This window comes from Kribbella sp. NPDC055110 (assembly GCF_053607525.1).
On record NZ_JBSGTS010000001.1, the window covers coordinates 420,285 to 442,487 of the forward strand.

General features: G+C 68.1%; 17 protein-coding genes. 11 read left to right on the forward strand and 6 right to left on the reverse strand.

Annotated features, from left to right (window positions below; all coding sequences use genetic code 11):
• Positions 1-158: 158 nt before the first annotated feature.
• From ACWF0M_RS01810 to ACWF0M_RS01840, 7 genes are all read left to right on the forward strand, one after another.
• Positions 159-812: an HAD family hydrolase gene (locus ACWF0M_RS01810; RefSeq protein WP_452233681.1), complete on the forward strand. Its 654-nt coding sequence runs from the start codon at positions 159-161 to the stop codon at positions 810-812.
• Between the two features lie 76 nt (positions 813-888).
• Entirely contained in the window at positions 889-2,454 is a 1,566-nt protein-coding gene (locus ACWF0M_RS01815; RefSeq protein ID WP_452233682.1) for an ABC transporter substrate-binding protein, read from the forward strand.
• A 227-nt stretch (positions 2,455-2,681) separates the two neighbouring features.
• A complete protein-coding gene (locus ACWF0M_RS01820) occupies positions 2,682-3,674 on the forward strand; it encodes an ABC transporter permease (protein ID WP_452233683.1) in 993 nt (330 codons plus the stop codon).
• Positions 3,675-3,731: 57 nt separating this feature from the next.
• Entirely contained in the window at positions 3,732-5,510 is a 1,779-nt protein-coding gene (locus tag ACWF0M_RS01825) for an ABC transporter substrate-binding protein (RefSeq protein ID WP_452233684.1), read from the forward strand.
• A 113-nt stretch (positions 5,511-5,623) separates the two neighbouring features.
• On the forward strand, positions 5,624-6,637 hold the full coding sequence (locus ACWF0M_RS01830; protein WP_452233685.1) for an ABC transporter permease: 1,014 nt from the start codon (positions 5,624-5,626) through the stop codon (positions 6,635-6,637).
• Complete coding sequence (locus tag ACWF0M_RS01835) at positions 6,634-7,704, forward strand: ABC transporter ATP-binding protein (RefSeq protein WP_452233686.1); 1,071 nt, start codon at positions 6,634-6,636, stop codon at positions 7,702-7,704. The genes ACWF0M_RS01830 and ACWF0M_RS01835 overlap by 4 nt, the downstream gene beginning before the upstream one ends.
• Positions 7,705-7,715: 11 nt before the next feature.
• On the forward strand, positions 7,716-8,762 hold the full coding sequence (locus tag ACWF0M_RS01840; protein WP_452233687.1) for an ABC transporter ATP-binding protein: 1,047 nt from the start codon (positions 7,716-7,718) through the stop codon (positions 8,760-8,762).
• Between the two features lie 6 nt (positions 8,763-8,768).
• Here ACWF0M_RS01840 and ACWF0M_RS01845 read toward each other — a convergent pair whose 3' ends face one another.
• The 4 genes from ACWF0M_RS01845 to ACWF0M_RS01860 are packed head-to-tail and all read right to left on the reverse strand — an operon-like array spanning position 8,769 to position 14,731.
• A complete protein-coding gene (locus ACWF0M_RS01845; protein WP_452233688.1) occupies positions 8,769-10,148 on the reverse strand; it encodes a sigma factor in 1,380 nt (459 codons plus the stop codon).
• Between the two features lie 19 nt (positions 10,149-10,167).
• Positions 10,168-10,971, reverse strand: coding sequence for an SGNH/GDSL hydrolase family protein (locus ACWF0M_RS01850; protein ID WP_452233689.1), 804 nt, complete (start codon positions 10,969-10,971; stop codon positions 10,168-10,170).
• The gene (locus ACWF0M_RS01855) at positions 10,968-12,257 is read right to left on the reverse strand and encodes an alpha/beta hydrolase (RefSeq protein ID WP_452233690.1); all 1,290 of its coding nucleotides are present in this window, start codon (positions 12,255-12,257) and stop codon (positions 10,968-10,970) included. Before ACWF0M_RS01855 ends, ACWF0M_RS01850 begins: the two co-directional genes overlap by 4 nt.
• Before the next feature lie 50 nt (positions 12,258-12,307).
• Positions 12,308-14,731, reverse strand: a complete 2,424-nt coding sequence (locus ACWF0M_RS01860; protein WP_452233691.1) for a tetratricopeptide repeat protein — start codon at positions 14,729-14,731, stop codon at positions 12,308-12,310.
• Positions 14,732-14,920: 189 nt separating this feature from the next.
• Between ACWF0M_RS01860 and ACWF0M_RS01865 the strand changes: the two genes are divergently transcribed.
• The 4 genes from ACWF0M_RS01865 (at position 14,921) to ACWF0M_RS01880 (ending at position 19,803) form a co-directional block, all read left to right on the forward strand.
• Positions 14,921-15,481: a hypothetical protein gene (locus ACWF0M_RS01865; RefSeq protein ID WP_452233692.1), complete on the forward strand. Its 561-nt coding sequence runs from the start codon at positions 14,921-14,923 to the stop codon at positions 15,479-15,481.
• A 181-nt stretch (positions 15,482-15,662) separates the two neighbouring features.
• Complete coding sequence (locus ACWF0M_RS01870) at positions 15,663-16,499, forward strand: MIP/aquaporin family protein (protein WP_452233693.1); 837 nt, start codon at positions 15,663-15,665, stop codon at positions 16,497-16,499.
• Positions 16,500-16,535: 36 nt separating this feature from the next.
• A complete protein-coding gene (gene glpK, locus ACWF0M_RS01875; protein ID WP_452233694.1) occupies positions 16,536-18,053 on the forward strand; it encodes a glycerol kinase GlpK in 1,518 nt (505 codons plus the stop codon).
• 37 nt (positions 18,054-18,090) lie between these two features.
• Positions 18,091-19,803 (forward strand): glycerol-3-phosphate dehydrogenase/oxidase, encoded by a 1,713-nt coding sequence (locus tag ACWF0M_RS01880; RefSeq protein ID WP_452233695.1) that lies wholly within the window; start codon positions 18,091-18,093, stop codon positions 19,801-19,803.
• 49 nt (positions 19,804-19,852) lie between these two features.
• Here the strand turns inward: ACWF0M_RS01880 and glpK (ACWF0M_RS01885) are convergent, their stop codons facing one another.
• Together glpK (ACWF0M_RS01885) and ACWF0M_RS01890 are read right to left on the reverse strand one after the other, a co-directional pair.
• Positions 19,853-21,370: a glycerol kinase GlpK gene (gene glpK, locus ACWF0M_RS01885; protein WP_452233696.1), complete on the reverse strand. Its 1,518-nt coding sequence runs from the start codon at positions 21,368-21,370 to the stop codon at positions 19,853-19,855.
• Between the two features lie 9 nt (positions 21,371-21,379).
• Positions 21,380-22,138 carry an IclR family transcriptional regulator gene (locus ACWF0M_RS01890; RefSeq protein WP_452233697.1) on the reverse strand — a complete coding sequence of 253 codons (759 nt, stop codon included), beginning with the start codon at positions 22,136-22,138 and terminating at the stop codon, positions 21,380-21,382.
• Between the last annotated feature and the right edge of the window lie 65 nt (positions 22,139-22,203).

The following is a 22,203-nucleotide window of genomic DNA, read 5'->3' on the forward strand; positions in this document are numbered from 1 at the left end:
CGCGTTTCACCTCCAGCGCAACGTGTCGCCCCACCCGCCGCCGCCGTACCGCACCCCACCAGGGAGAATGGACAGCACCTTGAGCCTCCACCAACCGTTCGGCGCGCCCGAAAACGGTTGGTGGGTGCTCAAAGAGAGACGACGTAGAGGAGTTGTCGGTGGCGTCGCTGCGCGCGGTGTTGTGGGACATGGACGGGACGTTGGTCGACTCCGAGAAGGTCTGGGCGGAGGTGCAGCTCGAGCTGCTGGCCTCGCTCGGTGCGACCTGGACGCTCGAGGACTGCCTGTCCCTGATCGGGAGCGACCTGCGTGACGCCGTCCAGGTCTGGATGGCGCGGATCCCGGACGGCGTGATCACCGCCGAGGAGCTGGCCGACCGGATGTTCTCGGAGGTGGTGGAGGCGCTCCGCCAGGAGGTGACCTTCCAGCCGGGTGCGCTCGAGTTGCTGCAGGCGCTGCGCAAGGAAGAGATCCCGTGCGCGCTGGTGTCGGCGTCGTACCGGGTGATGATCGACGCGGTGCTCGGGCACCTGCCGCCGGATCCGTTCGCCGTGATCGTGGCCGGTGACGAGGTGACGCTGGGCAAGCCGAACCCGGAGCCGTACCTGACCGGTGCCGCCCGGCTCGGTGTGGACCCGGCGGACTGCGTCGTGATCGAGGACTCGATGACCGGCACCGAGGCCGGGACGGCGGCCGGCATGTACGTCGTCGCCGTACCGCAGTGGGTGACGATCCCGGACGCGCCGCGACGGCTCGTGGTGAAGTCGCTCGAGCCGCTCACCCCGGAGTCCCTGCGGTCACTGCTCCGTTGACGAGCTACCGTCACTTGGTGCCCTCGGGGGCGTTGTCAGGGTGTGGGCTGAGTGTGGGCTGGGGAAAGGTGAGACGGTGAGTGAGTGGGTGCGCCGGGTGTCGGCGGCCGTGGCGGTGGGTGCGCTGGGTGTGTCCTTGGCGGCCTGCGGTGAGCCGGACGACAACGCCCCGCACCCGGGGGAGTCGACGCCGCAGCTGATGATGCTGCGGCTTGCAACCACGGACTCGATCTCGTCGCTCGACCCGGCAGGACGGTACGACGTGGGCTCGCGGACCGTGCAGGCGAATCTGTACCAGACCCTGCTGACGATCCTGCCGGACAAGCCGACCCCGGTGCCGGACGCCGCGGACTGCCAGTTCGACTCGCCGACGACGTACACATGCAGCCTCAAGGAGCACCTGACCTTCCCGAACGGGCACGAGCTGACGGCTTCGGACGTGAAGTTCAGCTTCGACCGGCTGGTCCGGCTGAAGACGCCCGGGGGAGCGGCCGCGCTGTTCTCCTCGGTGAAGTCGGTGAGTACGCCGGACGAGCTGACCGCGGTGTTCAACCTGACCACCCCGGACGCGCGCCTGCCGTACCTGCTGACCACGACCGCGTCGTCGATCGTCGACGAGGAGTCGTACCCGGCGAACAGGTTGCTCGACACGAAGGCGATCGGCAGCGGGCCGTACCAGCTGGCGGCATACAAGCCCGGCACAGAGGTCACGCTGACGAAGTTCAAGGGGTACCGCGGGCCGCGGGCGGCGCAGAACGACGGCGTCACGATCAGCCTGATGAAGGACTCGAACGCGCTCTACCAGGCGATCACGACCGGCAAGGCCGACCTCGCGTTCCACGGCTTCGGCCCGAGTCTGCTGGACAACCTGCGCAAGTCCGACCAGGTCCAGGTCGTCGAGACAGGCTCCGCGGAGATCCGGCTGTTCGCCTTCCAGATGAAGTCGTTGCTGGCCCGCAAGCCGGCCGTACGGCGGGCCGTGGCGCAGCTGATCGACCGCCCGGCGATCGCGAAGAAGGCGTACGGCGACCACGTGTCGCCGCTGTACTCCGTGGTGCCGCCCGGCTACGGCGGGCAGGCGGATGCGTTCAAGACGGAGTACAAGCAGCCGAACAAGGCAGCGGCCGCGGCGATCCTCAAGGAGGCGAACATCGCCGTACCCGTGCCGCTGACGGTCGGGTGGACGCCGTCGCAGTACGGCGTGGGCGCGAAGGCCGAAGTACTGGAGCTGAAGCGGCAACTGGAGGCGTCCGGGTTGTTCCGGGTGACGCTGCGCGGCGCCGAGTGGCCGCAGTACCAGGAGGCGACGAAGGCCGGGGCGTACGACCTGTACCAGGCCGGCTGGACTCCGGCGTACCCGGACGCCGACGACTACCTGACCCCGTTCGTGACCGACTCTCCGTTCCAGAACGGCTACCGGTCCGCGGCGGCCACGAAGTTGCTGCAGCAGGAACGGACCGAGCAGAACGGCCTGAAGCGCGATGACCTGATCGGTCAGCTACAGGGAGTGATCGCCCAGGAGGCCCCGGTGATCCCGAGCTGGCAGGGCCGCCTGGCGGTCGTCGCGAACAAGAACGTGGAGAACGTGAAAACAGCGGTTGACCCGCTGTCGTTCCTCCATCTCTCGGCATTACGGCGCTGACACAAAAATGCCATGGCAGTAACGGTTCGCGAGGTCCTGGCGACCGTGGGTGCGACGCCGTGGTTTACTGCGGAAAGTCCACGATACGGGACGATTTCCTGACGATCACGATCGGGCAACGCAGCACTTTCCGCGTTTGACTCCGGGCTGTAATGGCGGCAGGTTAAGGCGGCAGCCATTCCGGATTTCGTTCCGGTTCATCCGAACCAGGCAGGGGAACTCATCGCGTGAGCACGCCACTCGAGGTCGAGCCCGGATCGTCGGCCGCGCAGCCGGAGGCCGTACTCGAAGGCGTCGGCAAGATCGAGGGCCGGTCGCTGTGGCAGATCTCCTGGATCCGGTTGAAGCGTGACAAGGTCGCGCTGGCCGGCGGCGCCTTCGTGCTGCTGCTGATCCTGGTCGGCGTCTTCGCGCCGCTGATCTGCAAACTGGTCGGTGTCACCCCGAACGATTTCCACCAGGACCTGGTGGACCCGTCGCTGCAGACCCCGATCGGCAAGCTCGGCGGCGTCAGCTGGGACCACCCCTTCGGTATCGAGCCGGTCAACGGCCGCGACATCTTCGCGCGGATCGTGTACGGCGCCCGCATCTCGCTGCTGATCGCGTTCCTGGCGACCCTGCTGTCGGTCGTCATCGGTGTCGTGATGGGCATCGTCGCCGGCTACTTCGGCGGCTGGGTGGACACGCTGATCAGCCGGCTGATGGACATCTTCCTGGCGTTCCCGCTGGTGCTGTTCGCGCTGGCCCTGGTCGGCGCGATCCCGGACAAGATGTTCGGTCTGCAGGGCGACGCGCTGCGGGTCGCCCTGATCGTTTTCATCATCGGCTTCTTCAGCTGGCCGTACATCGGCCGGATCATCCGCGGCCAGACGCTGTCGCTGCGGGAGCGGGAGTTCGTCGACGCGGCCCGGAGTCTCGGCGCGCGACGCCCGTACATCCTGTTCACCGAGCTGCTGCCGAACCTGATCGCGCCGATCCTGGTGTACGCGACGCTGCTGATTCCGACCAACGTCCTCTTCGAGGCCGGTCTTTCCTACCTGGGTGTCGGTGTCCGTCCGCCGACCGCGAGCTGGGGCGACATGCTCTCCGGCGCGGCGAACTGGTACCAGGTCGACCCGATGTACATGATTCCGCCCGGTTTGGCGATCTTCGTCACCGTGCTGGCGTTCAACCTGTTCGGTGACGGATTGCGCGACGCGCTCGACCCGCGATCCCGGTAGGCGTTTCGCATCAACCAGGGAGCCTGGCTCTCAACGATTGAAGGGGTGCAACAAGAGATGAGATGGAATCGCATCACGACGGTGACCGCCGTCAGTGCGGCCGTCGCCTTGAGCCTGGTGGCCTGCGGGGGACCGAAGGCTTCCTCCGGAGGGTCGGGTGGCGGCAGCAGCTCGGCGACGCCCGAGTTCGACGCGGCCAACGGGAAGATCTTCAACCCGAGCGACAAAAAGGGCGGCACGCTCCGGATGGCGATCACCGAGAAGTGGGACTCCACTGATCCCGGTGACACCTACTTCGGCCTGTCCTGGAACCTCGTGCGGAACTATGTCCGGCCGCTGATGGTCTTCAAGTCGGCACCCGGCAAGGAAGGCGGAAAGGTCGTCCCGGACCTCGCCGAGGCGCCCGGCGTGCCGAGCGACAACGCCAAGACCTGGACCTACAAGATCCGCAAGGGCATCAAGTTCGAGGACGGCACCGAGGTCAAGGCCAAGGACGTCAAGTACGGCGTCGCCCGGTCCCTGGACAAGACCACGCTCGCGCAGGGTCCGACGTACTTCAACGACTTCCTGCTGGACGTCCCGAAGGACTACAGCGTCGCCAAGGACCCGCAGCTGGCGCAGTTGTCCAAGGCAATGACGACGCCGGACGACTACACCATCGTCTTCCACCTGAACAAGACGTTCGCCGGCTTCGACTACTTCGCTCAGCTGCCGTCGACCGCGCCGGTCCCGCAGGCCAAGGACACCGGCACGAAGTACCAGCTGCACCCGATCTCGACCGGCCCTTACAAGTTCGAGAGCAACGACCCGAACAAGGGCTTCACGCTGGTCCGCAACGACCAGTACGACGCGTCGACCGACCCGGACTCGGGCCGCAAGGCGCTGCCGGACAAGATCAACGTCGCCTACAACGTGAACGGCGCCGACATCGACAACCGGCTGCAGGCCGGTGACCTCGACGTCGACATCGCCGGTACCGGTGTGCAGGCCGAGACCCAGGCCAAGGTGCTGGCCGACCCGAAGCTGAAGGCGCACACCGACAGCGTGCTGTCGACGCGGCTGAACTTCACGGTCTTCAACAGCCAGGTCAAGCCGTTCGACAACGTGAACTGCCGCAAGGCGGTCCTGTACGCCGCCGACCACGAGGGCTACCAGCGCGCGTACGGCGGTCCGTTCGGTGGCGACATCGCGACGAACCTGATGCCGCCGTCGGTCGCGGGCGCGCAGAAGTTCGACGACTACGGCTTCGAGGCGGACAAGAACGGCAACCCGACGAAGGCGAAGGAAGCACTGACGGCGTGCGGTATGCCGAACGGCTTCAGCGCCAACATCGCCTACCGTGCGGACCGGCCGAAGGAGAAGGCCGTCGCCGAGTCGCTGCAGCAGTCGCTGGCCAAGGTCGGCATCAAGCTGACGCCGAAGGGCTTCCCGACCGGTGACTACACCAAGCTGTACGCCGGCAAGCCGGACTACGCGAGGAACAACAACCTGGGCATGATCGTCTACAGCTGGGGCGCTGACTGGCCGGACGGCTTCGGCTTCCTCAGCCAGATCGTGGACAGCCGGGTCATTCGGCCCGCTGGTGGTAACACCAACCTCGGTATCCGGATCCCGGAGGTCGACCAGCTGATCGACAAGGCGCTGGCCACCACCGACGACGCCGCCCGTAACCAGATCTGGGTCGACGTCGACAAGAAGGTCATGGAGCAGGCCGGCGTCCTGCCGGGCGTCTGGGCCAAGGGCCTGCTGTACCGCCCGGACACGCTCGCGAACGTGTTCAGCAACGACGGTCAGAACATGTACGACTACGCGAGCATCGGTCTCGCGCAGAAGTAACCGGCAGACCGTGGCAGTTGAGTTGCCCTGAACAACAATCACCAGTAGAGGTAGGTGAAGGCTGAGGGCGGCCGGTGATCAGCGATGATCACCGGCCACCCACGCCGAGCACGGTGTTCGCATATCTTGTCCGCCGGGTGATCGGAGCAGTGCTGCTGCTCTTCATCGTCACGGCCGTCACGTTCTCGATCTTCTTCCTCGTCCCGAGACTCGGCGGTGCCACCGCCGACGACCTGGCCGGCCGCTACGTCGGCAAGAGCGCGGGGCAGGAGCAGATCCACAACACGGCGGTCCGGCTCGGCTTCACCGACCCTCTCTACGTGCAGTACGGCCGGTTCGTGAAAGGCCTCGTGGCCGGCCAGGAGTACAACTACGGCACCGGGACCGAGCACTGCCCGGCTCCGTGCTTCGGCTATTCGTTCCTGACCCAGCAGCCGGTCTGGCCGGACCTGGTCGCGCGAATACCCGTGACTGCGTCGCTCGCCGGTGGTGCGGCCTTCATCTGGCTCATCACCGGCGTCGGCACCGGCATCATCTCGGCCCTCAGACGCGGGTCGGCGCTGGACCGATCACTCATGTCGGTGGCGCTCGCGGGTGTGTCGCTGCCGATCTTCTTCACCGGCCTGCTGTCGCTGTCGGTCTTCAGCTACGGCCTCGGCTGGACGCAGCAGGGCGGCATCAACCCACTCGACGAGACCAACCCGTTGTGGTGGGCGTACGACCTGATCCTCCCGTGGGTGACGCTGGCCTTCCTGTACGCCGCGGCGTACGCGCGACTCACCCGGGCCGGCATGCTCGAGACGATGAACGAGGACTTCGTCCGGACGGCCCGCGCCAAGGGCCTCACCGAGCGGACCGTGGTGCTACGGCACGGCCTGCGGTCGGCGCTGACGCCGATCCTGACGATCTTCGGTCTGGACCTGGGCCTGCTGATGGGTGGCGCGATCCTCACCGAGACCACGTTCTCACTGCCCGGTATCGGTCAGTACGCCGTGATCGCGCTGCGGGCCAACGACCTGCCGAAGGTCCTCGGCGTGACCCTGGTCGCCGCGTTCTTCATCGTGCTGGCCAACCTGGTCGTTGACCTCCTGTACGCCGTCGTCGACCCGAGGGTGCGGATCTCGTGACCGAGCCGATCGAAGAAGTACAAGACACCGTTCAGCGGGTGGAGCGCGGCGAGGCCTTCCTCGACGTCCGCGACCTGAAGGTGCACTTCCCGACCGACGACGGTGTGGTGAAGTCCGTCGACGGCATCTCGTTCCAGCTGGAGCGCGGCAAGACGCTCGGCATCGTCGGCGAGTCCGGTTCCGGCAAGAGCGTCACGAGCCTGTCGATCATGGGCCTGCACCCGCCGGGTGTCGCGAACATCAGCGGGCAGATCTTCCTCGACGGCCAGGACCTGGTGACGTCGACGCGCGAAGAGGTGCGGCTGCTGCGCGGCAAGCGGATGGCGATGATCTTCCAGGACCCGCTGTCGGCGATGCACCCGTTCTACACAGTCGGCACGCAGATTGTCGAGGCGTACCGGGTGCACAACCAGGTCAGCAAGGCGGTCGCGAAGAAGCACGCGATCGAGATGCTCGACCGGGTCGGTATCCCGCAGCCCGACCGGCGCGTCGACGCGTACCCGCACCAGTTCTCCGGCGGTATGCGGCAGCGCGCGATGATCGCGATGGCGTTGTCCTGCGACCCCGACCTGCTGATCGCCGACGAGCCGACGACCGCGCTCGACGTGACCGTGCAGGCGCAGATCCTGGATCTGATCCGGGACCTGCAGCGGGAGTTCAACTCGGCCGTCATCATCATCACCCACGACCTCGGCGTGGTCGCCGAGCTGGCCGACGACATCCAGGTGATGTACGCCGGCCGCGCGGTCGAGTACAGCACCGCGGAGGACATCTTCGACCGCCCGCAGCACCCCTACACCTGGGGTCTGCTCGGGTCGATGCCGCGGATCGACCGCGAGCGCACCGAGCGGCTGATCCCGATCAAGGGCACGCCGCCGAGCCTGATCAACGTGCCGAAGGGCTGCGCGTTCAACCCGCGCTGCAACTACGCGCACCTGAACGGCGGCCTCAGCGAGACCGAGCGGCCCGAGCTGCTCGACACCGGCGACGGCCACCTGGTCGCGTGCCACCTCTCCCCGCAGGAGCGCCAGAAGGCGTGGGAGACCGACATCAAGCCGAAGCTGTGAACGGGACGACTGTGACTACTACTGACGCCGAACCGACTCCCGCCGTCCCCAAGATGGGGGAGGAGTTGCTGTCGGTCGACGGCCTCGTCAAGCACTTCCCGATCCGCAAGGGGCTGCTGCAGCGCCAGGTCGGCGCCGTCCAGGCGGTCGACGGCCTGACCTTCAACGTGACCCGCGGCGAGACCCTGTCGCTGGTGGGGGAGTCCGGCTGCGGCAAGACCACCACCGGCCGGCTGCTGACCCGGCTGCTGGAGCCGACCGCGGGGAACATCGTCTTCGAGGGACGCAACATCAGTCACCTCAGAGAAGGCCAGATGCGTCCGCTGCGTCGCGACGTACAGATGATCTTCCAGGACCCGTACGGTTCGCTGAACCCACGGCACACGGTCGGCAAGATCGTCGGTGCGCCGTACCGCTTGCAGCATGTGAAGACCGAGCACGGCGTCAAGCGGGCCGTGCAGGAGCTGCTCGAACTGGTCGGTCTGAGCCCGGAGCACTACAACCGCTACCCGCACGAGTTCTCCGGCGGTCAGCGGCAGCGGATCGGCATCGCGCGCACGCTGGCGCTGCGGCCGAAGCTGATCGTCGCCGACGAGCCGGTGTCCGCGCTGGACGTGTCGATCCAGGCCCAGGTGGTGAACCTGCTGGAGGACCTGCAGGAAGAGTTCGATCTGACGTACGTGATGATCGCGCACGACCTGTCCGTCGTACGGCACGTGTCGGACCGGGTCGCGGTCATGTACCTGGGCAAGATCGTCGAGCTGGCCGACCGCGTCAGCCTGTACGAGAAGCCGATGCACCCGTACACGGTCGCGCTGCTGTCCGCCGTACCGGTGCCGGACACCAAGCGGAAGGCCAAGCAGGAGCGGATCCGGCTGCAGGGCGACGTCCCCAGCCCGATCAACCCGCCGCCCGCGTGCCGCTTCCACACCCGCTGCTGGAAGGCGCAGGAGATCTGCAAGACCACGGAGCCCCCGCTGATCGAGCTCGCCCCGGGCCACCAGACCGCCTGCCACTTCCCGGAAAACGTGGAAGCACCCGCCGCCAAGGCCGACTGATCATTCCTACAGGTCGATGATCCGGCCGCCGGTCGGCAACGCGAACGGCGCGATCCGTGGCGGCGTCGTACTGAAGATGAGTTTGGCGAAGTTCGGTACGGCGACCTTCACGGCGCCGGTCGCGGCGGTGACGACGAGCAGATCGGTCTCGGCCGTCTTCGAGAACCGGCGCTTGCCTGCGGCAACGAAGCTGTCGTCGTCCAGCCATTGGCCGAAGAACAGGCTGTCGTAGGCGTACGGCAGCCCGATCTGCCGCGCGGTCGCCACGTCGTACAGCCGAGGGCTGACCCACCCCGGCTCGATGCCGATGAGGGCGTCGTCCGTCTCGGTGAACAGGTACTTCGCGGCGGGGGAGAGGAAGGCCTGCTGGCCGGAGAAGCGGGCGGGGGCGGTCGCGGACACCGTCGTCGCGATCGCCAAGTTCACGGTGGGTACGCGCTGGTCGAGCGGTTGCGCGTATACGATCTGCCCGGCCGTCACGGTGCGGACCGCGACCGGTGACCCCTTGGCCATGAGTTCGCCCTGGTTGGTGCGGATGTTCCAGCGATACAGGCCGTCGGGTGTGCCGAAGTACGCCGTGTCGCCGTCGAGCGCGACGATCTTCGAGTCGTACGCGAGGGTGGCGGTCGGCGGGATCGTGTTGCCGGCCCGGGTGCGCACGAGTTCGCGGCCCGCGGCGACGTCGTACACGACCGACTCCACGTGATCGTCGAAGCCTTCCACCCAGGCGACCAGGTTGCCGCGGTGGTCCGCCGTCAGGCTCCACGCGCTCTTGCCGGTCGCGCGGACTCCGGAGCGGTCGGCGATGTGGATGTTGCCGGCATCAAGGAACACGAAGCCCGCATCGGTCTGGACGAACGCTGTCACCTTGTACGGCGCCACCGAGATGACCTCGCTGCCGTAGTGGATCTCGTTGCCCAGCGCAAAGGTCGGGCGGCGCTGCGCGAACGGCGCGGGCCGGGCCGGCTGGGGTTGTTGGTTGCGCGGACGGATGACGGTCGCGCCACCGACGGCGACGGCCGCGGTCGCGACGGCGCCCCCGACGATGCCGAGCGTACGCCGGCGCCCGGCCCGGTGCTTGCCGGCCGCAACAATCCCGTCGAGATCGAGCGCCGGCGGCTCGGTGAGGTCCTCGTCGTACGGCCGCTCCGCCCGCCAGGACTTCCGGCGCCACCAGCCGATCGCGGTGGTGGTGATCGCGCGGCGGGTGTACGCCTCGGCGTTGTTCGGATCGCGCAGGCGGTGCCAGCCGACGTACGTCTTGACCAGCGCCTCCTGGACGAGGTCCTCGGCGAGGCCGCGGTCGCCGGTCAGCAGGTACGCGTACCGGAAGAGCGCGCCGTGCCTGCTGGTCGCGAACTCGGCGAACGCGCTCGCCTCGGCCATCTGTCCCCCTCGGGTACGTCTACCCTCCCTGACGTGGGGACGTGGGCAAAGGGTTGGGCGTTGCAGCAAGCAGTAACCGGGCGATCAGCGCGTGACCGGCCGCGTCCGGATGATCACCGTCGGACGCGAGCAGCGCGGTGATGTCGGCGTTGTCCTCGAACGGCGTGTAGATGTCGACGTACGTCGCATCGTCGGCGCGCGCCGCGGCGGCGATCGCGTTGTTGGTGCGGACGGTGAGCTGGTCGCTGGCGATCCGCCCGCTCGCGGTGTACTGCTGCTTGGCCACGTCGCCGTCCTTGAAGACGTTCCAGTAGCCGGTCATCAGGATCGTGGTCGGCAGGTCGCCGCGGAGCGCGTGCACCCGGCTCAGGATCCGGCCGAGATTGGCGGTCAGCTGCTCGAACTCGTCGGACACGCAGTCGCTCGTGCACTGCCCGCTGGTGACGTCATCGTGGTGGTCGCCGAAGTCGTTCGCGCCGATCGTGAGCAGTACGACGTTCGCGGCCTTCGTGGCCTGCTCGACGGGGGAGTTGCGCTGGTCGAGCTGCTGCAGCAGGCCGGTCGAGTCGAGTCCGGCAACGCCCTGGTTGTCGACGGTGACCGGTACGGCGGAGCGGTCGTGGAGCTGGTCGCCGTACAGCTGGGGGAAGGCGGCGCAGTCGCAGTTCGAGCCGGAGGTGACCGAATCGCCGAGGGCCACCACCCGGACCTCACCGGCCGCAGGTGGTGGGAGCACCTCGCTGACCGTGTCGGCGCCGGTGATCGCGCCGAAGAACGCGAGCAGGAGCAGGCCGGTAGCGAGCCTTCGTAGTGTCTGGATCACGCCGGTTTGGTGTGGCTCCCTTCGTGCTGGGGGAGTACGAGCTGGTTCGCCAGCCAAGGATAGGCCGACGCGAACGCGGGCGCGGCGAACTGCCACACGTGCGTGCCGGGGGAGATCTCGACCCGGGACCAGATGCCCACCTTGGCGCCGGCCGTGGACAGCTCCTCCGCCTCGTGCTGGTGGCGCAGTTCCTCGGTGCTGGTCAGGAACAGGCCGTTGACACCCCGGTACTTGCCGTGGGCATGCATCACGAGGAGCGGCTCGTTCGCCTTCTCGAGCGCCACGTCACCGCCGTACAGGTCGTGCAGGCTGCCGGCCGGCGTACTCGTGTACGGCGCGAGGTCGCCGGAGATGTCGATGAAATGGTCGAACACGTCCGGGTGCTCCACGACCAGGTCGAGGGCACACGTACCGCCCATCGAGAAGCCCGCGACGGCCCACTGCTCCGGGTTGGTGGAGGCGCCGAACGTCTTCTCGACGTACCGCGGGATGTCCTCGTCGAGATGGTCGGCGGAGTTCCCCCGCGGCCCGTTGACACACTCGGTGTCGTTGTCGAAGCGATGCGTGGCGTCGACGAAGACGAGGATCGGGGCGTATCCGTGGTGGCGGTGCGCGTACGCGTCGGACACCTGTACGGCGTTCCCGAGCCGGACCCAGTCACCCGGACCGCCGCGTTCGCCCCCGATCAACTCGACCACCGGAAGCGCCTTGCGGTGCGCGCTGCGGACGAACCAGATCGGCGGCAGATACACCAGCTCTTGCCGGTGGCCGAAGTGGCTGTACGTCGCCGGAATGTCCACCGCAACCAGCCGCCCGACCGCCGGCACCTTCGTCAACCGAGCATCATGCGCAAGCCCCGACATCGAAACCTGCCCCGGCAACGGCGTGTTCGTCCAGTCGTTCACCGCGGAATCGATCGTCGGGTAGTACCCAACGAACTGGTTGATCCCGTTCGCACACACCAACGCCGCCAACCCAGCCGCCAAAACCCCAGCCCCCCGCCGCCACCACCGCGCACTCCGCCACCCGGCGGCCAGCACGATCAACGCCCCCACGGCGACCCCGAACCACAACCACACCACAAACGGCAACGGATCCGTGATCCCGACGAGCTTCGCCCCCGGGTACGCCGCGAACAGCGTCACCACCAGCGCCCCGCCAACCACCCACGGCAGAACCCGCCCCCGCCACCGCCGATCCCGCCACCCGACCGCCACAACCAGCACCCCGACCGCAACCACATCCAGCATCGCCGGAAACCAACCGCCGAGCAGCGACACACTCATCGAAAGCCTCCAACGCCGAGTAGACCCACATCCCAGACGCCGACCGGGGGCTACTGGTTGTCCGCGAGCAATCGCCTGATCCGGTCGGCCTCCTGCTGGTCGTGACGTGCGTAGAACTGCAGCGCCTGCCGGAGAGAACGGCCCGCCGCCCGGTGATCGGCCAGGTCCGTGAGGAGCTCGCCGAGCTGGAGGTTCGCACGGGCCCGCCGTACGTCGTCATCGGCGGCGGAAGCGATCTCGAACGCCTCCTGGGCGCAGCTCAGAGCGGCTCGGTGCTTGCCGACCCGGCGATATGCGGCGGCGAGATCGTGCAGGACGTTGCACAGGCTGGTTCGCATTCCGGTCTGCCGGGTCAGCTCGACGGCCCTCGCGAGGCTCTCGACGGCCGCCTCGGGCCGGCCGAGGTCCAGGTGCACGCAACCGAGGTTGTGCAGCGCCAGCGCGCGACCGGTCGTGTTGTCGCTGTCCTCGCAGACGCGCAGGCTCCGGTTGAAGTAGTCGAAGCCCTTCTCGAGGACCCCCTGACCACAATGGAACGTACCGAGGTTGGTCAGCGCCAAAGCGGTGCCGAACGGATCGCCGACCTCGAGGTTCAGCTCGAGTGAACGCTCGCCGCGCAGGATGGCGTCGTCGAACCGGCCGAGCGAGCCGAGCAGCCGCGACGCGTTGTTGAGTGCGAGCGCCTCACCCCGCTGGTTACCGACGGCACGGAAGGCTGTGGCGCCGTACCCGAAGCTGTCCAGCGCATCCTCGTGTTGTCGCTGCTCCGCCTGCGCGATGCCGAGATCACAGTGCAGCATGGCATTGACGGAATCGTCCGAGCTGATCGCGAGGGCCTGGTTGACCAGCGTCATATGGTCGATCGAGCGTCCGCAGGCGATGAAGTACGACGCCAGTCCGATCGCAAGGTCGCTGATTCCGCGGGACCTGTCGATCGATGCCGTCGAGAGATGCGTCGAGAGCTGGGTGGCGAGCCGTACGACGGACACATGCTCGGACGTCAGCCAGCGCAGGGCCGCGGGGGCGTCCGGAAGTCCGAGGTCGGCGGCCGGCAGATCGGTCCTGGCCCAGACCAGACGCGGGCTCCGGGGCGCGATGAGCTTGGTCGCGTGCCAGGCGGCGGCCTCGTAGAACCCGAGGAGGCGATCGAGCGCGCCGTCCTGGGCGTGCGGCGGCAGCACGCTTCCGGCGAGTTCCCGGGCGTAGAGATGGAGCAGGTCGTGGATCCGGTACCGGCCCGGCGCCGGTGACGACAGCACGTGGGCATCGACCATCTGCTCGAGGACGCTCTCGGCGACCGGCCGGCTGGTATCCATCAGTTGTGCGGCAGCGACCGTGCTCAACTCCGGGGCGTCGACCAGGCCGAGGGAGGCGAACGTCCGGGTCGGCACCTGACCAGCCGACGCGACGTCGTCGAACCGCCGCCCGATCGACAGCGAAAGACTCGCCCGGACGCCGGTGGCGCCGGCGTCCAGCTCATCGATCCGGCTCTCCATCCGACCGAGGCGCTCGGCCAGGTGCTCGAGTGTCCAGGTGGGGCGCGCAACCAACCTTCCGGCGGCGATCCGGATGGCCAGTGGCAGATACCCACAGGACTCGACCACCGCTGCTGCGGCTTCCGGTTCGGCGTCGATTCGCATCGGCCCCGCGATCGACCGCAGCAGGTCGACGCCATCCCGCTCACTCAACCCGCCGAGCTGCACGTGACAGCCGGCGGGCAAGGTGGTGAGCGAGATCCGGCTGATCGCGATGGTCGCACAGGAAGGCGCAGCAGGCACGAGAGGTGTCAGCTGCTCGACGCCGGCCGCATTGTCGAGGAGCACCAGCACCCGGCGCCCGGTCAGTCTGGTGCGGAACAAGGAACACGCTTCGTCGGTCGGGCCAGGAATGTCGGCGTCGGCCACGCCGGTTGCCCGGAGCAGACCATGGACCGCCTGGTCGACGCCGATCGGCGTTCCCTGGCCGAAGCCACCGAGGTCGAGGTAGAGCTCACCGTCCGGGAAATGGTCGGCGACCCCCGCGGCCGCCGTGGTCGCCAGGACGGACTTCCCGGTGCCGGCCATTCCCTGAATCGTGATCACCCGCGTGGCTCCCGGCACCTGCGACAGCGGACCTGTGAGTGCTGCCCGGATCTGTGCGAGCTCGGGCGCGCGGCCGCTGAAGTCGGATGGCACGGCGGGCAGCTGGTGCGGGATCACCCAGTCCCGTGCAGGGTTGTCATCCATCGGGACCGTGGCCGGCCGAGGCCGGCCCGGCCGTCGCGCCGCTGCGAGCAACGCGGATCGCGCGACCTCGGCGAGGCCCAACGCGTCCGCCAGCCTCGTGACGGTGTCGCGGTACGGGTACTTGCGATTCCCGCGCTCGAGTGTCCCGACAGCCTGCTCGCTCAGACCGGCGAGTTCAGCCAGCCGCTCCTGCGTGAGCCCGGCGGCAAGCCGCAGCCTGCGCAGCTCGGCGCCGAAGGACTCCTCCAACTCCAGATCCCCCGATCGAATCCGGGCAAGGCCCGCCGTTTGCCTGCGGCAACTGCCCAACAGCCCGCAAGTGTAGGGCAGAAGTGTGCAGGTTGTACCTGGTGGTCACCACTCGCACTGCGTGACGATAAGTTCTCATCCGATAACAGTGTGCAACCATGCATGCGGTGAGTGAAGGGGAGAACAGCTATGACTCGACAGTCGGGGGTACGGGCGCTGGCTGGTTTGCTGACGTGCCTGGTCGTGCCGGCGGTGGTCGCGGCCGTGCCGGCGCAGGCGACCGTCACACGTCCCTGCGAGCCGGAGGCGTTCTACAAGGTCGAGCGATGGGGCGGTACGTCGTTCGTGGCACTCGCGCCGCCGGCCGGCAAGTACAACGCAGCGCCCAGCACCGCGAACCTGCAGTACTCGATCAGTCTGACCCGGGGTGCGTCGTCGACGGCCGAGGTGGGGGCCAAGGCGTCGGTGAAGTGGGGGATCGCCACGATCGAGGCGAACACGAGCTATGCGGTGACGAACTCGGTGTCGTCGACACTGACGGTCACCGACACCCTGCCGGTTCCGGGCCACTACCGCGGTTTCGACCAGCCGGGTGTCCTCAGGCAGCGGTTCCGCATCACCAAGTGGCAGACGCTGACCAACTGCAGTGAGCGGCAGACCTACGACTACGGGACCTACAACGTGATCGTGGGATGGCCGTACTACGCCAGCTGCGTGACCACTGCGTCCTCCTGCACTCCGCGGCCGTAGGACCCGCTGCGAACAAGCCGCCGTTCCGGCCGAGATCGTTCGGTCGGAGCGGCGGCTTGGTCGTTGCCGGGCGGCGTTCGACAATGTCGAACGATGGGCGTTGTGCCGCCTCGTGATCGCTCCTACATTCCAGCCAGCCGTGGTCGTCACGGTGCGGTGCAAAGGGGAAGGGAGGTTCGGTATGGCTACGACCGAAGCGGTCAAGGCGAAGACCCTTCTGGGGGAGTGTTCGGCGGAACTCGCGGGCACGTTCATCCTGATCCTGTTCGGCGTCGGCGTGGTGGCGCAGGTGGTGGCAGGTGGGATCGGGAACCACGACTCGATCGCGTGGGCGTGGGGCCTGGGGGTGACCTTGGGCATCTACACCGCGGGCCGGATGACCGGCGCGCACCTGAACCCGGCGGTGACGATCGCGCTGGCGGCGTTCCGCGGGTTCAGCTGGAAGAAGGTGCTGCCGTACTCGGTGGCACAGTTCCTCGGGGCGTTCCTGGCGGCGCTCGTAGTTCGCTGGAACTACACCGAGGCGATCGGCAAGGTGGACCCCGGGCACACGATCAAGACCCAGGGCATCTTCTCCACGCTGCCCGGCAACGGCAGCATGGATCTCGGCGTGCACCTGTGGGGCGGCTTCCGGGACCAGATCATCGGTACGGCGATCCTGATGTTCGTGATCCTGGCGATCACCGACCTGCGCAACACGTCCCCGGCGGCGAACCTGGCGCCGTTCATCGTCGGCCTGCTGGTCGTCGGTATCGGGATGGCGTGGGGCACCAACGCCGGTTACGCGATCAACCCGGCCCGTGACTTCGGTCCCCGGGTCGCGTCGCTGATCACCGGCTACGGAGGAGCACTCAAGGATCAGTTCGGGGACGTCTATTTCTGGGTGCCGATCGTGGCACCGATCCTCGGCGCACTCGTCGGTGCGTTCCTGTACGACCTGCTGGTCGGCCGGAACCTCCCGATCGCCGACGCGGACGAGGAGCCGGGCCGCATCCCGGAGGAGAAGACCACAGCATGAGCATGCAGCGAGAGCAGCGTGAGGAGAGGACTATCCATGGCTGACTTCGTCGGTGCCGTCGACCAAGGCACCACGAGCACCCGTTTCATGATCTTCGACCACTCCGGCAACGTGAAGGGCATTCACCAGCTGGAGCACGAGCAGATCCTGCCGCAGGCCGGGTGGGTCGAGCACAACCCGTTGGAGATCTGGGAGCGAACCAGCTCGGTGATCCGGACCGCGCTGAACGCGCAGGGTCTGCACGCGAGCGACCTGGCGGCGCTCGGTATCACCAACCAGCGCGAGACTGCGGTGGTCTGGGACCGCAAGACCGGGCGGCCCTACTACAACGCGATCGTCTGGCAGGACACCCGGACCGACAGGATCGCCTCGGCGCTCGAGCGTGAGGGCAAGGGCGATGTCATCCGGCAGAAGGCCGGTCTGCCGCCGGCGACGTACTTCTCGGCCGGCAAGGTGCAGTGGATCCTGGAGAATGTCGACGGCGTGCGCGCGGCCGCCGAGGCCGGGGACGCCGTCTTCGGCAACACCGACACCTGGCTGCTGTGGAACCTGACCGGTGGCACCGAGGGCGGCTCACACGTCACCGACGTGACGAACGCCAGCCGGACCATGCTGATGAACCTGGAGACGCTCGACTGGGACGACGAGCTGATCTCGTTCTTCAACATCCCGCGGCAGATGCTGCCGGAGATCAGGCCGTCGTCGGACCCGAACACGTACGGCGAGACGCTGACGAACGGCCCGCTCGCTGGTCAGGTGCCCCTGACGGGTGACCTCGGTGACCAGCAGGCAGCCACCGTCGGCCAGGTGTGCTTCAAGCCCGGCGAGGCGAAGAACACCTACGGCACCGGTAACTTCATGCTGCTGAACACCGGCACCGAGCTGGTCCGGTCGAAGGCCGGCCTGCTCAGCACGATGTGCTACAAGTTCGGCGACGAGGCCCCGGTGTACGCGTTGGAGGGCTCGATCGCGGTCACCGGCTCCGCGGTGCAGTGGCTGCGGGACCAGCTCGGCATCATCTCCGGTGCGAGCGAGACCGAGACCCTCGCCCGTCAGGTCGAGGACAACGGCGGTGTGTACTTCGTGCCCGCGTTCTCCGGCCTGTTCGCGCCGTACTGGCGGTCCGACGCCCGGGGCGCGATCGTGGGTCTGTCCAGGTTCAACACCAACGCGCACCTGGCGCGCGCGACACTGGAAGCGATCTGCTACCAGAGCAAGGACGTCGCGGACGCGATGGAGAAGGACTCGGGCGTGAAGCTCGACGTACTGAAGGTGGACGGCGGTGTGACGGCGAACGAGCTCTGCATGCAGATGCAGGCCGACATCCTCGGCGTACCGGTGAGCAAGCCGGTCGTCGCGGAGACCACGGCGCTCGGTGCGGCGTACGCGGCCGGTCTGGCCGTCGGGTTCTGGAAGACCAAGGAAGAGCTCGTCCAGAACTGGAACGAGGACAAGCGGTGGGAGCCGCAGTGGAACGACGAGCAGCGTGCCAAGGGGTACGCCGGTTGGCAGAAGGCCGTCCAGCGGACACTGGACTGGGTCGACGTCGGCTGATCGAGCACGAGTAACTGCAATCGGAAGGAACAGCACAGTGGGCGTAGTAGCTCTGTCACCGCAAGCAAGGGCCGACGCGATCGACGCGCTGGCCGACGGGCGCGAACTGGACGTCCTGGTGGTCGGTGGCGGGGTGGTCGGCACCGGGTCGGCGCTCGACGCCGCGACCCGTGGCCTGACCACCGGACTGCTGGAGGCGCGCGACTTCGCGAGCGGCACCTCCAGCAGGTCCAGCAAGCTGATCCACGGTGGCCTGCGCTACCTGGAGATGCTCGACTTCCGGCTGGTGCACGAGGCGCTGCAGGAGCGCGGTCTGCTCCTGCAACGCCTGGCACCGCACCTGGTGAAGCCGGTGCCGTTCCTGTACCCGCTGCAGCACCGCTGGTGGGAGCGGTTCTACGCCGGTGCCGGCGTCGCGCTGTACGACGGTATGGCGGTCAGCTCCGGCTTCGGCGCCGGACTGCCCATCCACCGGCACCTGACCCGGCGCGGTGCGATGCGACTCGTGCCGTCGCTGAAGAAGTCCGCACTGGTCGGCGCGTTGCAGTACTACGACGCGCAGGTCGACGACGCGCGGCACACGATGGAGCTCGCCCGGACCGCGGCGTCGTACGGCGCCTTCGTCGCCAACCGGGTGAAGGTGACCGGTTTCCTGCGGCAGGGCGAGCGGGTCACCGGCGTCCAGGCGAAGGACCTGGAGAGCGGGCGCGAGTTCGAGGTCCGGGCGAAGCAGGTCGTCAACGCGACCGGTGTCTGGACCGACGACACGCAGGCGATGGTGGGGGAGCGCGGGCAGTACCACGTCCGCGCGTCGAAGGGCATCCACCTCGTCGTACCGAAGGACCGGATCCAGTCCAGCACCGGGATGATCCTGCGGACCGAGAAGTCCGTGCTGTTCATCATCCCGTGGGGCCGGCACTGGCTGATCGGCACCACGGACACGGACTGGCACCTGGACAAGGCGCATCCGGCCGCGACCAGCAAGGACATCGAATACCTGCTGGATCACGTCAACGCCGTCCTCACCACACCGCTGTCCCGTGAGGACGTCGAGGGCGTGTACGCCGGTCTGCGGCCGCTGCTCGCGGGCGAGTCGGAGAGTACGTCGAAGCTGTCCCGCGAGCATGTCGTCGCGCACGCGGCGCCGGGTCTCGTAGTGGTTGCCGGTGGCAAATACACGACGTACCGGGTGATGGCCAAGGACGCGATCGACGCGGCCGCGGCCGCGCTCGACGGGCGGGTGCCGCGCAGCGTCACGAAGAACATCCCGCTGGTCGGCGCGGACGGCTACCAGGCGCTGTGGAACCAGCGGCACCTGATCGCGCAACGCTCCGGCCTGCACGTCGCCCGGATCGAGCACCTGCTGAACCGGTACGGCGCGCTGATCGACGAGGTGCTCGAGCTCGTCGCCAACGACCCGTCACTGGGCGAGCAGCTGCCCGGTACGCAGGACTACCTGAAGGCCGAGATCGTGTACGGCGCCAAGGCCGAGGGCGCTCGTCATCTCGACGACATCCTGGCCCGGCGGACTCGGATCTCGATCGAGGCCTGGGACCGCGGCGTCGGCGCTGCCGAGGCGGCCGCCCGGCTGGTCGCGCCGATCCTCGGCTGGGACGAGGCGACGATCGAGCGCGAGGTCTCGTTCTACACCCAGCGCGTCCAGTCCGAACGCGACTCCCAGGACCAGCCCGACGACGAATCCGCCGACAAGGTCCGCCTCGAAGCCCCGGACATCGTCTCCCCGGCCTAGGTCCCGCCCAGCCCGGAGTCTTGGGGAGGGCTGCACAGCCCTCCCCAAGTTAGAGCTCGTGGTCCTCGGTGCGGATCCAGTTGAAGGTGCGTTGGACGGCGGCCTGCCAGTTCGCGTACTCCGTGGCGCGGCGCGCCGGATCCATGTGCGGCATCCACTGGCCGGCGCGGTGCCAGTTGCTGCGGAGGCCCTCCAGGTCGGGCCAGTACCCGACGGCCAGTCCAGCGGCGTACGCCGCTCCGAGCGACACCGTCTCGGTCACCATCGGACGGACCACACGCACGTCGAGCAGGTCGGCGAGGAACTGCATCAGCAGGTTGTTGGCGGTCATCCCGCCGTCCACCTTCAACGCGGTCAGCGCGATTCCCGAGTCGGCGTTCATCGCGTCGACCACCTCGAGGGTCTGGAACCCGGTCGCCTCGAGGACGGCGCGGGCCAGGTGCCCCTTGGTGATGTAGCCGGTCAGCCCGGCGATCACGCCCCGCGCCTCGCTGCGCCAGTGCGGCGCGAACAGCCCGGAGAACGCGGGCACGATGTACGCGCCGCCGTTGTCCTCGACCGTCCGGGCCAGCGTCTCGATCTCGGCCGCCGTGTGGATCATCCCGAGCCCGTCCCGGAACCATTGCACGAGCGACCCGGTGACCGCCATCGACCCTTCGAGCGCGTACGACGCCGGCTGGTGACCGATCTGGTACGCGACGGTCGTCAGCATCCCGTGCTTGGACCGGACGATCTCCTGCCCCGTGTGCAGCAGCAGGAACGAACCCGTGCCGTACGTGCACTTCGCCTCGCCCGCGCTGAAGCACGTCTGCCCGAACAGCGCCGCCTGCTGGTCGCCGAGGGCCGCACCGATCTGCACCCCCGGCAGTACTTCGGTCGCGGTGCCGAACACCCCGGACGACGGGCGGATCTCCGGCAGGATCGCGCGCGGCACGTCGAACGCCTCGAGCAGCCGGTCGTCCCATTCGAGCGTTCCGATGTTCATCAGCATCGTCCGGCTCGCGTTCGTCACGTCGGTCGCGTGCAGTCCGCCGTTCGCGCCGCCGGTGAAGTTCCAGATCAGCCAGCTCTCCATCGTGCCGAACAGGATCTCGCCGCGTTCCGCGCGTTGCCGCAGACCAGGCGTGTGGTCGAGCATCCACCGGATCCGCGGCGCCGAGAAGTACGTCGTCAGCGGGAGACCGCAGAGCTCCGCGAACCGGTCCGGACCTTCGCTGCCGGCCAGTTCGGTGACGAGCCGGTCCGTCCGGGTGTCCTGCCACGTCACCGCGCGCCCGATCGGCCGGCCCGTGACGCGATCCCAGAGCAGGCTGGTCTCGCGCTGGTTCGCGATGCCGATGGCAACGATCTGGGACGGCATCGCGCCGATCTGCTTGATCGCGGCCGGCACCACGCGGGTGACGTTGTTCCAGATCTCCCCGGCGTCGTGCTCGACCCAGCCCGGCCGCGGGAAATACTGGTGGTGCTCGCGTTGCGCCACGGACACCAACCGCCCGCGCCGGTCGAACAGGATGCAGCGCGTCGAGTTCGTCCCCTGGTCCACTGCCGCGACGTACTGCTCAGCCATCAGCCCACCTCATGAGTCGTCCCGGAGGTCGCGGGCGATGGCGTCGGCGGTGGCGCGGACCATGGTGACCAGGTCGGCGCGGTGCCGTAGGCGGCTGTCGCAGATGCGCTCGATCCGGCCGGCGAGCCCGACCGCGCCGACGACCAGTCCGCCAAGCCCCCGGATCGGCGCCGCGATGCTCGCCAGTTCGACCGTGTGCTCCTCGAACTCGGTCGCCCACCCGCGCGACCGGACCCTCGCGAGCTCCTCGCTCAGCCGGACCGGATCGGTGATCGTCCGCGTCGTGAACGCCTCCAGTCTTCGCGGGCGTGCCGCGCCGCTGGTGTCGTACGCCAGCACAGCCTTGCCGAGCGCGGTCGCGTGCGGCGGCAGCGTCGTACCGACGTCGAGGGCCTGGTCGCTGTCGTCGGGCCGGAAGACGTGGTGCACGACCTCGACCTTGCCCTCGACGAGGCGGCCGACGCGCACCACCTCGCCGCTGCGCGACGCGAGCGAGTCGGCCCAGTTGATAGCGCGGCTGCGGAGCTCGTTCGGGTCGAGATAGCTCTCGCCGAGCCGGCCGAACGCGTCGCTGAGGTGGTAGTGCGCGCCGCTGTGGTCCTGTTCGACGAAGCCGACCTGGTGCAGCGTCCGGAGGATCCCGTGCACGGTCGTCTTCGCCAGCCCGAGCGCGTTGCCGAGATCGGCGACCCCCAACCCGTCAGGCGCGGCGGCGAGCAGTCGCAGCACCGCGGCGGCCCGCTCGATCGACTGCACGGTCCCCGGCACACCGGCAGGCTACCTGTGAATCACTGGTCTGGCTCCACCTCACACGTCACGCCGAGCGATCACCT